This is a genomic window from Kitasatospora sp. NPDC041917, from assembly GCF_055589745.1.
On the sequence record NZ_JBVJBI010000031.1, the window covers coordinates 66,767 to 79,732 of the forward strand.

The following is a 12,966-nucleotide window of genomic DNA, read 5'->3' on the forward strand; positions in this document are numbered from 1 at the left end:
GAGCTTTTGCTCACCCCCGTTGTGAGGCCAAGCCGCTCCACATCGGAAAGGCCGGGTGGCCCCGCGAAGCACGCGGGGCCGCCCGGCAAGAAGCGCCTCAGGAGCCGGCCGGGAAGTCACCGGCCTGGACACCCTCGACGAAGGACCGCCAAGCCTCGGAAGTAAAACGGAGAGCCGGGCCGTGAGGATCCTTGCTGTCCCGGACCGGAACCATGCCGGTGATGCCGTCGGCCACCTCGACGCAGTTGTCGTTCGGATTGCCGGCGCTCGACTTGCGCCAGGTGACGGGGAGTTCCGTAGCAACCTCGACGCAGTCGCCACCAGAGGCGTTGCTGTAGCTGCTCTTGCGCCATGTCAGGTCAGCTGTCACGCGATTGACCTCCTGGAGCCCTCAGTCGGTGGTGGGCTGCCCCGCGCGGTGCGGGGCAGCCCACGGTACTGGGTCAGTTGGTGGCCGGGAAGTCGCCCGCCCGGACGCTAGCGATGAAAAACTGCCACGCCTCGGGAGTGAACGCGAGAGTCGGGCCATCGGGGTCCTTGCTATCCCGAACTGGAACGATGCCAATGAGATCATCGGCCACTTCTATGCAATCGCCTTGGCCATTGCTGTATGTGCTCTTGCGCCACTTGACGCTGTGGTACTCGTGACTCACCGTGAATACTCCTCCGCAACTTCCTTCAACCAAGCGATTGACCTCTCGGGCTGCACCGACGACGCCATGAGGCGATCGAAGGCATCCTCGTGGCGAGCGATCTCATGCGGCCGTTCCGAATAGGTGCTACTGGTGGGCGCCTCGGAGTAGGCAACACTGCCAGGGATGTCGTTGAACGACAGAATGGAGAACGAGGAACCCATGGCCGCGTGAGCGCCAGCGGAGAACGGCAGGATCTGGACCGTGATGTTGGGCCGTTTATCCGCCATGGCCGCGAGGTGGCTCAACTGCTCGGCCATGGCCGGGTTCCCGCCGACTGGCCGTCGAATGACAGCCTCACTGATGATGGCCCACAGCTGTGGCGGCTCATGGCGGTCAAGTATCTGCTGACGATCCATCCGCAGTGCGACTCGCCGCTCGACTTCTTCAGCGGATTCGATCGGATTCATGGCCCGGATGACACTCCGAGCATAGGCCTCGGTCTGGAGAAGTCCTGGAACCAGCTCGCACTGGTAGGTCGTGATCTTCGCTGCGTCCGACTCGAAGCCCACGTAGGCGCGGAACCAGTCCGGCAGAGCATCGCCGTACGCATGCCACCAGCCCTGCTGGCGGCTCTGGCGCGTCAGCCCGAGGAAGTGCTTCACCTCATCGGATGAAGTGACGCCGTAGTGCGCCAGGAGCTTCGCGGCGTCGCGCTCCTGAAGTGGCACCAGGCCGCTCTCGATGCGGCTCAGCTTCGAAGCGGACCAACCCAGCGCGGCGGCCACGTCCTTGGCGTTCAGCTCACGCGATGCGCGCAACTTGCCAAGCTCGCCGCCGAGCCTACGCCGCAGCACGGTTGGACTGCCCATGCGTCACACTCCCTGGCTGTTCGCTTCCTTGCATAGTTTGCCACCCCTCCCGGGGGCCCTGTCGCGCCCCATGATCATGCAATTGCACGAGCGAAGCAGTTGCATGCAATTGCCCGACTAGGGCAATCTACAGGGAGTAGTCCTTCAGGTCGCCTGAGTGACCGAGAGTGCTCTACGGCCGGGCATCCCCATGCCCCGCCCGGCCTCCGCATGGCTTCAAACTTCGTTCCTGGAAGGCGGATTCGCCATGTCCTCCTGCCCCTCCACCACCTGGCTGCCGCGCAGCCGCCGCGCCCCCTCCGAGGGGCGCCGCTTCCTCGCCTCGATCCTCTCCTCCACCCCTCACGGGGAGCCCTACCTCGACTCCGGGCTCCTGATCGTCTCGGAGCTCGTCACCAACGCCCTCCTGCACGGCACGCCGCCGGGGCACCGCATCTACCTCTCCCTCGATCTCGACCCCACGTTCCTCCGCATCGAGGTGCACGACGCCCGGCAGGACCGCGAGCCCGTCCTGCGCGCCCTCACCCTCGACGGCGAGGCCGGGCGCGGCCTGCACCTCGTCAAGTCTCTGGCCAAGAGCACGGGTTGCTCCCCGCGCCAGCCGATCGGCAAGATCGTCTGGTGCGAGGTGGCCGTGTGAGGGCCGATCACGACATCCGCGTGGAAGTCCCGGGCCACCGCCCGCCCGCCGTCCACACCCTCAACGCCGACGCCCTCGAACGGATCTGGGCCTCGGTCTGCCACCTGCCGATGTCCCGCTTCCAGCACTACGTCCTGGAGCGCCGCCTCACCGGCCCCTGCGCCCGGCGCGACATCGTCCGCGACCTCGCCGACGCCCCCGTCCTCGCCCTCCCCCTCGGCGACCGCGAGATCCGCATCAGCTGGGCGGACACGGCCCGGTAGCCGTCCGGCCCGGACGCCGCCGCATCGCCGGGCCGCTCCGATCCGACGGCGGCCGCAGCCACTCCCCCGCGTGAGAAGTCGGCCGGTCCGACTTCTCGCGCCGAACCCCGCCGAGCAGCACTTCGCCCCCCGCTCAGAGCCACCCCCGCCGGGCCGCCTGCACCCCCGCCTGGAACCGGGTGGTGGCGCCCAGGTGCGCCAGCAGGGTGGAGACCCGGCGCACCACGGTGCGCCGCCCCAGCCCCAGCCGGCGGGCGATGGCATCGTCCGTCGCACCTCCCGCCATCAGCGTGAGGATCCGCCGGTCGCGTTCGTCGATCCGCAGGTCGACCTCGGCCATCGACGCGGGCACGGCCAGGCGCCACAGCGTCTCGAACACCGCCGTCAGCGCGTTCAGCAGTCCGGAGGGCCGGATCAGCAGCGACACCACCCCCGGCCGGTCGTCGGCGGGCAGGGTGACGATGGCCAGGTCGTCGTCGCCGATGGCGAGTTTGAGCGGCGGCTCGTCCAGGGTGCGGGCCTGCTCCCCCGCCTCGATCATCCGCGCCATGTTGGGCCCGACCACCGGGTCCTGGAACGCGCAGCCCTGGTAGATCACGCGGTAGTTGACGCCCGCGGCCATCCGGCGGCGTTGCAGCACCTCCTGGTCGAGGTAGTGGGCGGGGCTGCCGGAGTACGGCGGCACGTCGATGACCCGTAGCTGGTGGCGGGCCGCGAGCTGGAGGCGGCGGCTGGCGGCCAGCACCTCGGCGGGGTCCTCGACCACCTCCAGGGCGCCGTAGCTGCCGGTGTCGCGGCGGGCGAAGCGGTAGAGCCGTTCCAGTTCGGCGCCGGCCCGGCGGGCGGTGGCCTGGCGCAGCGCGTCGTGCTGCAGCACCGCTTCGACGACCCGGGCGGGTGGCAGCGCCTCCCAGGCGTGGTCGCGGTCGTCGGCGCTGTCGGTGGTGTCGAAGGCCACCGCGACGCCCTCGTCGGCGAGGTCGCGCAGGACGGCCAGGACGGCGTCCTCGTCCAGGCCGCTCTCGCGGGCGAGTTCGGGCACGCGGGCCCGTGGCCGGCCGACCAGGCCGTGGTAGACGCGGCCGCGTTCGGAGTCCGGTTCCAGCACGTCGTGCACGACGCCCCCCAGTCATCGTGTCCCGCCACCATGTCATGTCCAGGGCAGGCTTGGGGGAGCCTACCCGCGCCTGCGGCGCACATGCGCCAGTGGCCCAGGTGCGCCGCCGGGGACCCTGGCGTCGGGGCGGGCCCACTGACAAGAGTTGTCGGCGATCAGTCAGATTGCCGAAGATTGCCAAAGGTCGCTGAAGGTCGAGGACGCCCATGCCCCCTGCCCGGCTCCGGCGCGCCCGCGCGGCACTCGCCGCCCTGGCCGCCTGCCTGCTCCCGCTCGCCGCGACGCCCGCGGCCTCCGCCACAGCGGCGCCCGCAGCACCCGCGGCGCCCGCCGTACGCGCCGAGGCCGCCGTACGCGCCGAGGCCGCCGTACGCGCCGAGGCCGCCGTACGCGCCGAGGCCGCCGTACGGGACGGGGCCGACGCACCGCCGCCGCTGACCGACGGCTTCGGGCTGACCCAGGTCGGCGCCGCCACCGGCACCGCCACCAACTTCGTCATCACCGTCACCACGGCGAAGGTCGCCGGGCCGCACACCATCCGCATCCTGCTGCCCGCCGACTACGCGCAGCGGCCGGACAAGCGCTACCCGGTGCTGTACTTCCTGCACGGCGCCTCGGACAACCCGAGCGACCCGGCCCTGGCCTACCCCGCGCTGACCGCCGCCCAGTCGATGATCACCGTCATCCCGGACGGCGGCCTGCGCGGCTGGTACACCGACTGGCTCGACCAGAACACCGCCGCCGGCGCCCAGAACTGGGAGACCTTCCACCTCACCCAGGTCCTGCCGTTCGTCGACGCCAACCTGCGCACCCGCACCGACCGCGCCCACCGGGCCGTCGGCGGGCTGTCCATGGGCGGCTTCGGCGCCCTGCACTACGCCCAGGACCGCCCCGACCTGTTCGGCCAGGTCCTCACCATGTCCGGCGCCAACGACCTCTCCACCGACGAGATGATCATCCGCGGCGCCGTGGTCGCCACCCTCACCAACGCCGGCACCGTGCTCTGCGGCCCCAGCGACGGCCACCCCTGCGGCCTGGACTTCGGCCCCACCGTCTCCAGCGACGCCATCTTCGGCACCCCGTACCCGGTGTTCAACGCCGACTGGCGCTGGAACGCCGCCGACCCCGTCTCGCGCGCGGCCCTGCTGGAGCACACCGGCATCACCGTCTACACCGGCAACGGCAACAACAACCCCGCCGACATGGAGTTCTGGGCCGAGGGCACCGCCAAGCGCCTCAAGCAGCGCCTGGACGCGCTCGGCCTGCCGTACCGCTACGTCGGCTACGGCGACGGCACCGGCTGGGGCGCCGACTGCCACGGCGGCCACACCCCGGGCTGCTGGGCGCAGGACCTCGCGGACTACGTCCCGCGCCTGGAGACGGCCTTCGCCGCCGCGCCCTGAGCCCCTCCCCTCCCTCCTGCTCCCCTCCCCCTCTCCCCGACGAAAGGAAAACCCTTGCCCACCACGACCCCCGGCCGTACGGCGCCCTGGCTGCGCCTGTTCGCGGCCCTCCTGGTGACCTGTTGCGCCGCCCTGGGCCTGACCGCCGCGCCCGCCCGCGCCGCCGCGGCCACCCCGGAGGCCGCGCCGGCCCCGCTCGCCGCCTGCGCCTCGCCGCAGCAGTGCCTGACCATCAAGTCGCTCAGCAACGGGCGCCAACTCGACGTCCAGAACGGCAACATGGGCGACGGCGCCTACATCGTCACCAACTCCGCCCCCGGCTACCACCAGTCCTGGCGGCTGAACGTCGACCCGTCCGACTCCTCCTTCACCATCGTCAACAACGACACCGGCAAGTGCATCGACCTGGCCTTCTTCACCCCGGCGCTGCGCCAGCAGAGCTGCGCCGGGCAGGCCAGCCAGCGCTGGTACTTCCAGCCCGCGGCGGCCGGCGGGGCGGACTCGTTCATGATCCGCCACGCCGGTGACAACACCTGCCTGGACCTGCTGCTCGGCGGCAACTACGACGACGCCTGGACCGACCAGTACAGCTGCAACGGCACCGTCAACCAGCAGTGGTCCACGGGCTTCGCCCAGGCCGCCCGCAACCTGGCCGTCGACCACGGCGCCAAGCAGTGCCAGAAGGACCCCTCCAGCTGCTCCTGGGCCACGAAGAGCGAGGCCCCGGCCGCGCCGCTGCCGCGCACCTGCGCCTCCGCGGTCTGGTTCAACAACACCAGCAGCGCCGTCCAGCAGTCCTTCGCGGTCACCGACGACAGCGGCTGGTCCAACACCATCGGCGCCGACATGGGCACCCAGATGTCCGCCGGCGCCCCCGGCAACGTCCTGACCGGGACGATCAGCTCCTCGCTGAAGTACAGCAACGAATGGCACGGGTCGCGGAGCGTCAACAACAGCGTGACCGTCACCGTCCCGACCCAGGAGTACGGCTGGGTGACGCTCGCCAAGATCGCCCGCAAGGTCACCGGCACCTGGACCTTCGACGCCCACGGCATCCCGTGGACCGCCGAGGACACCGTCACCGTCCCGCTCAGCTCCGACCCCACCGCCGGCGCCACCCTCTACATCGCCAACACCAGCGCGACGTTCAGCAGCTGCTCCTGACACCGCGCCCGCTCCACGGCCGCCGCCCGCGCACCGCGCCGGGCGGCGGCCCCGCGTTTCCGGCCGGGCGGCGGCCCCGCGTTTCCGGCCGGTCGGCAGGGCCGTCCGGACGTGCGCCGCCGCGCAACCCGCCGTACAGTGCCCCGGCCCACCCCGCCCGCACGGCTGTGACCTGCGCATTCACCCGAAGCTGCGGGCGGACGGACCTCTGGCTAGCCTGGTCGTCGGGTGGGTGCGAAGCATCGCCGTGCCCACCGGCCCCCGGAGGCCCGGCGGCCGGTGCGACCCACAGGGACCCCCAGGGCTTCCGGCGTCATCCGCGGAAGTGCCCGCGCACCTCTCGGACCACCTCACAAGGGACAACCCGCATGAGAGTGACAACCATGTCTCCTGCCAAGCGCATCGCGACCGCGGCCGTCGCCGCCGTCCTGCTGGGCGCCACCCCCGGCCTGGCCACGGCCGCCACTCCGCAGACCGCACTCCCCTCCCAGCCGACCGGCGAATGGCACCAGTTCAAGATCTACCCGCCCAACCTCCCGCCCAGGAACCTGGACGTCGACAGCGCCGGCAGGGCCGTCGTGGCCGTCGTCGACCCCGAGAGCGCACGCCAGCAGTGGAACCTGAGCAACATCGGCGGGCTGCCGCTCATCGAGAACAGGGCGACGGGCACGTGCCTGACCGCGCCGAACGACACCCTGGACGCCGTCACCGTCCAGGCCTGCGACAAGAACAACCCGAACCAGCGGTGGGACGTGCACTACGTGACGGCCGGCCAGGTGGCGATCTCACCGAAGGCCCACCCCCGCCTCGCCCTCACCGGGGGCACCCAGGCCGGCAGCAACGCAGCCCTCCTGCGGACCTACGCGGCGCAGGACAACCAGCAGTGGTCCATGCGGTCCGTGAAGTAGTGGCCCTCCCGGGCGGCCCCGCCCCCGGCCGGCCCGCCGACGCCCGCGGCACGCCCGTGACCTGCCTGTTCCCTCGGAGCTGCGGACGGACCGACCTCTGGCTAGCCTGGTCGGGTGGGTGCGAAGCACCTCCGTGCCCACCGGGCCCCGGCGACCGGGGCGGCGAGTGATCCACCCCCTCGCATGCACCCCCGGCGCGCCCCACGGCCCCGTGAACCCGCGGGGCTTCCGGCGCCATCCGCCGAGGAACCCGCACGCCTCTCGGACACCCCACAAGGGAAAACACATGAGAGTGACAACCATGTCTCCTGCGAAGCGCATCGCGACCGCGGCCATCACCGCCGTGCTGCTGGGCGGCACGCCCGGCCTGGCGGCGGCAGCCACCGGAACGGCCGGCTCCCAGGCCCCGCAGCAGACGACGCAACCGTCCAAGCAGACCGAGAACTGGAACCAGCTCCGGGTCTGGCCGCGGGGCGACACCTCGGCCAGGAACCTGGAGGCCGGGCGCGGCGGCCGGGTCATCGTGGCCACTCCCGAGCGCAACAACGACCGCCAGCAGTGGAGCCTGAGCACCATCGCCGGGAAACAGCTCATCAAGAACAAGGCGACGGGCACCTGCCTGACCGCGCCGAACGGCTCCCGCGGCTCCGTCACGCTCCGGCCCTGCGACCAGAACGACATGAACCAGCAGTGGACCGTACGCAACGTGGGACAGGGCAAGGTCAGGATCTCCCCCGCCACCCACCCCGACCTCGCCCTCACCGGCGGCACGAGGCTCGGCAGCGCCGTCGCCCTCCGCACGTACGACGGGGCGCGCTCCCAGCAGTGGAGCACCGTGCCCCCGGGCTCCTGATCCCCCGGAGGTCCGACGGCCCGTTCACTGCGTACGGCCCTGCCCGACCGGTCGGGCAGGGCCGTACGCAGTGAACTCCCCATCAGTCAGCGATTTCTGACTTTACATCAGGTCACCGTAGCCGCCTTGCCGCTCAGGCGGTCCGACGCCTCGCGCACCGCCAGGCGCCCGGCGGTGCGGAAGGAGTACTCGCGCGAGTCGGCCAGGTGCACCACGGTGTGGTGCACCACCAGCGCCAACGCCACCGGGGTGCCGGGCAGTTGCTCGGACAGTTCCGCGCGCACGCCCTCGGCCAGGGCGGCGTGGAAGCGCTCCAGGTCCCCGGGCTCCGGATCGCCCCGGACGGTGGCGTCCGGGGCGGACTCGACGCGCAGGCCCTCCTCCCAGGGCTCGAAGTCCACGGTGACGATCGCGACGTCGCCCGGGCAGCTCGTCTGGTGGACGTAGCGGGCCCGTACGCCGCGGACCGGGCGGGGCGGGAAAGCCTGCTGCTCGGCGGTCACCGGGTCAGGAGTGCTCGATCTCGACGGAGGTGATCACCACGTCCTCGACCGGGCGCTCGTTGTCGGTGGGGGTGGTGGCGATGGCGTCGACCACGGCCTTGGAGGCGGCGTCGGCGACCTGGCCGAAGATGGTGTGCTTGCGGTTGAGGTGGGCGGGGGTGCCCACCGTGATGAAGAACTGCGAGCCGTTGGTGCCCGGGCCGGCGTTGGCCATCGCGAGCAGGTACGGCTTGGTGAAGAACAGCTCCGGGTGGAACTCGTCCGCGAAGGAGTAGCCCGGGCCGCCGGCGCCGGTGCCGGTCGGGTCGCCGCCCTGGATCATGAAGCCCGCGATCACCCGGTGGAAGAGCGTGCCGTCGTAGTACGGGCCCTGGCCCGGCTCGCCGGTGCGCGGGTCGGTGTACTCCCGGGTGCCCTCGGCGAGTTCGGCGAAGTTGCGGACCGTCTTCGGCGCGTGGAACGGGAACAGCTCCAGGCGGATCGGGCCCGCCGTGGTGTGCAGGGTGGCGAACCGGGCAGTGGCCACGGGTGACTCCTCGGGTACGGCTGGCGGGTGGGGCCCGTGCGGCCCGGTGCGGTGACCTGGGCCGTTCGGCTACCGCATCCTGGCACAGCCTCCGCCCGCACGGCCGAACCGGGTGGGACGATCCGGACGTCAGACGTAACAGGACGTCGGGCGAAAGGCGGGTGGTCGTGATGGTCGGTGCGGTTCTGGTGGGAGTGCTGGTCCTGGTCGTCGCGGGGTGCGGCTGCGTGGTGTGGGCCGACCGCGGCGGGCCGCGCTGGACCCGGGTGGTCGCGGCCCTCACCCTCGGCGCCGGAAAGGCGGTGCGCAGCTACCAGCGCCAGCGGCCCCGCCGGGTGGGGAACGGCGGGGCGGACGGCGGGGACGGCGGGGACGGCTGCTGAGCCACCGGCCGGGGCGGGCGACGCGGCGGACGGCGACGGGCCGCCCGGGACGCGGCGCGTCCCCGGCCGCCGGGGGTGTGCGGCGGCCGGGGACGCGAGGGGGTGTCAGCTCTCGGTGGGGCGGCGGCGGGCGGCCACGACCATCGCCGCACCCGCGGCGAGGGCCGCGGCGGCGCCGCCGGCCTCCCAGCCGAGCCCGTCGCTGCCGGTGGCGGCGAGCGTGCCGGAGCCGGTGCTGCCCGTGGTGCCGGTGCCCGTACGGGCGCCGGTGGTGGTCGTGCCGCCGGTGGTGGTGCCAGTGCCAGTGCCGGTACCGGTTCCGGTGAGGCCGGCGGGCTGGACGGTCTGCGGCTGCTGCCCGGAACCGTCGGTGCCCGTGCCGGTGCCGGTGCCCGTGCCGGTGCCCGTGCCCGTGCCGGGCTTGGCCGCCGCGGCCTCGTCCTCGGCCCTGGCCTTGGCCCAGCCCTCCTTGAGGAAGGCCAGGAGGTCCGCGTAGCTGCCCTCGAAGGCGGCCATGGCGGCCTTCTTCACCGCGGGGCCGCCGGTCTCGATGATCTGGGAGACCTTCAGCCGGTTGTCGCTGAAGCGCAGGTTCGGCAGCTCGACGGTCAGGAAGCGCCGCACGTCCTCGGCGTTGCCGTCCATGGCCTTCTGGGCGGCCGCGGCGGTGACCGGACCGGTCCCCTTGTCGGCGATGATGCGCAGCACCTCGACCCGGTCGTCCTCGAACTGGGCCTTGGCGAAGCCGCTGTTGAGGAAGGCCTCGACGGCCTCGTCGGTGCCGGCGTCCAGCGCCTTGCCGGCCGCCTCGCGCACGGCCTTGCCGCCCTTGTCCATGAGCTGGGCGAGCTTGACCCGGTTGTCGTCGCCGCGCAGCTTGGGCAGCTGGACGTCCAGGAAGCGGCGCAGCTCGGCGGCGCCGCCCTTGAGAGCGTTCTCGGCGCCCTCGCGCACGCCGGGGCCGGTCTTCGGGTCGGCGAGCAGGGCCTCGACCTCGGCGCGGTCCTCGTCCTCGGCGCGGGCGATGTACTGGCCGGTCTTCAGGAACTCGGCGATGGCGTCGTCGCCGCTGTTGAGGGCGGCCCTGGCGGCGGCCTTCACGGCCGGGCCGCCGGTGCTGTAGATCTGGGAGGTCCTGACCTGGTCGTCGATCTTGCGCTGCTCGTCGAGCTCGACCTCCAGGAAGTGGCGCAGCTCGGCGGCGCCGCCCTTGAGGGCCTTCTCGGCGGCCTCGCGCACGCCGAAGCCGCTCTTCGGGTCGGCGAGGATGCGCTTGACCTCGGCGCGGTCGCGCTGCTCCTGTCCGTCGTCGTCCCCGGGGGCGGCGTCCTTGGCGGAGTCCGAGCCGGTGTCGGGACCGGAGAGGCCGATCGGCTTCGGGGCGTCGGAGGCGGAGGCCGTGGAGGGGAAGAGGACAGCGGGGGCCAGGACCGCGGCGGCGACGACGGCGGACACCCGGGGCAGCTTCATCGAGAGCAAACCTGCTTTGTGTGAAGGGATCATGAATGACCCACAGCATAGATCCACTTTTACGATCGGCATACCGGATAAGTGCCGACCCCCGACCCGCCCCGACCTGCCCTGACCTGCCCCGATCTGTCCGGCTTCCCCTTCCGCCTTCCCCCTTCCGGCGCCGGGCCGCACCGGCCCGCACCGCGCCCCCTGCCGGTCCGAGGCCGCCGCTAGGCTCTGACGGATGAGCTTCCACCTGGTCGTCGGACACGGGCCCGCCGGGGCCGCCACCGCCCGCCTGCTGGCCGAACAGGGCCACGAGGTCCGGGTCGCCACCCGCACCGGGCGCCCCGCCGGGCCGGCCGTCCCCGGCGTCGAACACCTCGTCCTGGACGCGAGCGACCCCGCACAGCTGGCACCGGCCGCCCGCGGTGCCGCCGCCGTCCACGGCTGCGCCGCGCCGCCGCTGCCGCAGTGGGCGCGGCGGTGGCCGGCGCTGACCGCCTCGCTGTGCGCGGCGGCCGAGGAGAGCGGCGCGGTGCTGGTCATGCTCGGCAACCTGTACGGGTACGGGCCGGTGGCCGGCCCGATGACCGAGGACCTGCCGCTCGCCGCGACCGGCCCCAAGGGTCGGGTGCGGGCGGCGGCCTGGGAGCAGGCGCGGGCGCTGCACGAGGCCGGGCGGATCCGGGCGGTGGAGGTGCGGGCCTCGGACTTCTTCGGCCCCGGGGTCACCGACGGCGGCCACCTGGCGGCGCGGGTGATGCCCGGTCTGCTGAAGGGCCGCCCGGTCGCCACCCTCGGCGACCCGGACACCGCGCACAGCTGGACCTACCTGCCGGACGTGGCCCGGGCGATGGCGGAGATCGCCGGCGAGGAGCGGGCCTGGGGCCGGGCCTGGCACGTGCCCACGGCCCCTCCCCTGTCGGTGCGCGCGATGGTCGACCGACTGGCCGCCGAGGCCGGCGGCGGGCCGGTCGCGGTACGCCGCCTGCCCGCGGCCGCGCTGGCCGTGGCGGGGCTGGTCTCCCCGCTGCTGCGCGAACTGCGGGAGGTGCGCTACCAGTTCGACCGGCCGTTCGTGGTGGACAGCTCCGCGTACGAGGCCGCGTTCGCGGTGCGGGCCACGCCACTGGAGGAGCAGCTGCGGGCGACGGTCGCCTGGTGGCGCGAGCGCGCGCAGCCGTAGCACCGCACGGGCAACCGGCCTGCGCGGAAGGGACCGTTCCGGCTCGATGCCGCGCTGCTGCCGCATCACGTCCCGCACGCAGGGGTGCGGTTGACCGCGCCGGGTCTGACCCTTGCCTACAGCGGCGACGCGGGAGCGGACCCCGCCCTTGCCCGGCTGGCCGCGGGAGCGGATCTGTTCATCGCCGGAGCCACGCTGCAGGGCCCGTCCGCCGACGGCGGCGACCCCCACCTGATGAACGCCGCGGAGGCCGGGACGTGGGCGGCCCGTTCCGGGGCCGAGCGCCTGCTTCTCACGCACTTCTGGCCCGGCAGCGACCGCACGCGTTCGACCGCCGAGGCCCGGAGCCGGTTCTCGGGCGAGGTGATCGCGGCCGAGGAAGGCATGGTGCTCTCGTTATAGCTGGAAAGCGTGGAAGGAAATCCTCCTGTCGCCCGACGGCAGCGGGGCCGGCAGGCCGGGGACGGCGATCCGTCCGGCGTACAGGCCCTCCAGGAAGGACACGGCCCCCCTCCGGGTACGACCACCAGCCGCCGCTGCGGCCCCGGACCACGACCGGCCACGCGTCGGGGTCGGCAGCGGCGGTGTGCCAGAGGATCTCGTCGCCGTCCGGGGTGCCCGCCCACGCCAGCAGTGCGGGCCGTGCCCCCGTCCCCTTCGCCGGTGGTGTACTCCGCCGGGATGTCCCCCTCCCGGAGGTCGTCCTCCAGGATCTCCCGGTCGGAGCGGACGCCTGCGACGAACGCCGCCTCCGACCCGGGCACCGGGGTCGACACGAGGAGGAACTCGTCGACCGAGAAGCCGGGGCAGCGGGCCGACAGCTCGCGGTGGTCGGAGGGCAGTCCGGTACCGGTCCCCTCCCGGATCGCCGCCCAGTCGATGTCGCGACCACCGGCGGCGGCGGTCAGCCCCGGGAGCCGGAGCATCAGCCGGGCGATCGTCTGCGGCACGTCCATGGCCCCACCTCCGTGATGTTCGCGCGTCCTGCCGGAAGGAGGAGAGCCGTCGGTCGGGCCCTGCGCGTGGCGACCCATCTGATGACCGCACCCGCGCCGGCGGGC

At 72.9% G+C, this 12,966-nt stretch carries 16 protein-coding genes; 9 read left to right on the top strand and 7 right to left on the bottom strand.

The features are described from left to right. Positions 1-97 precede the first annotated feature (97 nt). The 3 genes from ACZ6EM_RS29750 to ACZ6EM_RS29760 all read right to left on the bottom strand — a co-directional run bounded on the left by ACZ6EM_RS29750 (position 98) and on the right by ACZ6EM_RS29760 (position 1,504). Entirely contained in the window at positions 98-370 is a 273-nt protein-coding gene (locus ACZ6EM_RS29750; protein ID WP_401045096.1) for a DUF397 domain-containing protein, read from the bottom strand. Positions 371-443: 73 nt separating this feature from the next. Then, entirely contained in the window at positions 444-653 is a 210-nt protein-coding gene (locus ACZ6EM_RS29755; RefSeq protein ID WP_401045093.1) for a DUF397 domain-containing protein, read from the bottom strand. Beyond that, entirely contained in the window at positions 650-1,504 is an 855-nt protein-coding gene (locus ACZ6EM_RS29760) for a helix-turn-helix domain-containing protein (protein WP_401045090.1), read from the bottom strand. Before ACZ6EM_RS29760 ends, ACZ6EM_RS29755 begins: the two co-directional genes overlap by 4 nt. 247 nt (positions 1,505-1,751) lie before the next feature. Here ACZ6EM_RS29760 and ACZ6EM_RS29765 point away from each other — a divergent pair, with 247 nt between their 5' ends. Together ACZ6EM_RS29765 and ACZ6EM_RS29770 are read left to right on the top strand one after the other, a co-directional pair. Further along, positions 1,752-2,144, top strand: coding sequence for an ATP-binding protein (locus ACZ6EM_RS29765; protein WP_452179395.1), 393 nt, complete (start codon positions 1,752-1,754; stop codon positions 2,142-2,144). Then, positions 2,141-2,407, top strand: coding sequence for a hypothetical protein (locus ACZ6EM_RS29770; protein ID WP_452179396.1), 267 nt, complete (start codon positions 2,141-2,143; stop codon positions 2,405-2,407). Before ACZ6EM_RS29765 ends, ACZ6EM_RS29770 begins: the two co-directional genes overlap by 4 nt. Positions 2,408-2,540: 133 nt before the next feature. On the opposite strand, the gene ACZ6EM_RS29775 is transcribed toward ACZ6EM_RS29770, so the two are convergent. After that, positions 2,541-3,524, bottom strand: coding sequence for a helix-turn-helix transcriptional regulator (locus tag ACZ6EM_RS29775; protein ID WP_452179397.1), 984 nt, complete (start codon positions 3,522-3,524; stop codon positions 2,541-2,543). A 206-nt stretch (positions 3,525-3,730) separates the two neighbouring features. On the opposite strand from ACZ6EM_RS29775, the gene ACZ6EM_RS29780 reads away from it, so the two are divergent. The 4 genes from ACZ6EM_RS29780 (at position 3,731) to ACZ6EM_RS29795 (ending at position 7,852) form a co-directional block, all read left to right on the top strand. Beyond that, entirely contained in the window at positions 3,731-4,927 is a 1,197-nt protein-coding gene (locus tag ACZ6EM_RS29780; protein ID WP_465773670.1) for an alpha/beta hydrolase, read from the top strand. Positions 4,928-4,981: 54 nt separating this feature from the next. Next, positions 4,982-6,091 (top strand): RICIN domain-containing protein, encoded by a 1,110-nt coding sequence (locus tag ACZ6EM_RS29785; RefSeq protein WP_401049364.1) that lies wholly within the window; start codon positions 4,982-4,984, stop codon positions 6,089-6,091. Positions 6,092-6,474: 383 nt separating this feature from the next. Further along, on the top strand, positions 6,475-6,999 hold the full coding sequence (locus tag ACZ6EM_RS29790; RefSeq protein ID WP_401049366.1) for an RICIN domain-containing protein: 525 nt from the start codon (positions 6,475-6,477) through the stop codon (positions 6,997-6,999). Between the two features lie 301 nt (positions 7,000-7,300). After that, entirely contained in the window at positions 7,301-7,852 is a 552-nt protein-coding gene (locus tag ACZ6EM_RS29795; protein ID WP_465773671.1) for an RICIN domain-containing protein, read from the top strand. A 107-nt stretch (positions 7,853-7,959) separates the two neighbouring features. Here ACZ6EM_RS29795 and ACZ6EM_RS29800 read toward each other — a convergent pair whose 3' ends face one another. Together ACZ6EM_RS29800 and ACZ6EM_RS29805 are read right to left on the bottom strand one after the other, a co-directional pair. After that, positions 7,960-8,355 carry a hypothetical protein gene (locus tag ACZ6EM_RS29800; RefSeq protein WP_465773672.1) on the bottom strand — a complete coding sequence of 132 codons (396 nt, stop codon included), beginning with the start codon at positions 8,353-8,355 and terminating at the stop codon, positions 7,960-7,962. A gap of 4 nt (positions 8,356-8,359) precedes the next feature. Continuing rightward, positions 8,360-8,881, bottom strand: a complete 522-nt coding sequence (locus tag ACZ6EM_RS29805) for a peptidylprolyl isomerase (RefSeq protein ID WP_401049371.1) — start codon at positions 8,879-8,881, stop codon at positions 8,360-8,362. Between the two features lie 170 nt (positions 8,882-9,051). Here ACZ6EM_RS29805 and ACZ6EM_RS29810 point away from each other — a divergent pair, with 170 nt between their 5' ends. Beyond that, a complete protein-coding gene (locus tag ACZ6EM_RS29810; protein WP_380546641.1) occupies positions 9,052-9,264 on the top strand; it encodes a hypothetical protein in 213 nt (70 codons plus the stop codon). A 105-nt stretch (positions 9,265-9,369) separates the two neighbouring features. Here ACZ6EM_RS29810 and ACZ6EM_RS29815 read toward each other — a convergent pair whose 3' ends face one another. After that, positions 9,370-10,734, bottom strand: coding sequence for an ALF repeat-containing protein (locus tag ACZ6EM_RS29815; RefSeq protein WP_465773673.1), 1,365 nt, complete (start codon positions 10,732-10,734; stop codon positions 9,370-9,372). A gap of 226 nt (positions 10,735-10,960) precedes the next feature. Here ACZ6EM_RS29815 and ACZ6EM_RS29820 point away from each other — a divergent pair, with 226 nt between their 5' ends. Beyond that, positions 10,961-11,905, top strand: coding sequence for an NAD-dependent epimerase/dehydratase family protein (locus tag ACZ6EM_RS29820; RefSeq protein WP_465773674.1), 945 nt, complete (start codon positions 10,961-10,963; stop codon positions 11,903-11,905). A 57-nt stretch (positions 11,906-11,962) separates the two neighbouring features. After that, complete coding sequence (locus ACZ6EM_RS29825) at positions 11,963-12,307, top strand: MBL fold metallo-hydrolase (RefSeq protein WP_465773697.1); 345 nt, start codon at positions 11,963-11,965, stop codon at positions 12,305-12,307. Positions 12,308-12,966 lie beyond the last annotated feature (659 nt).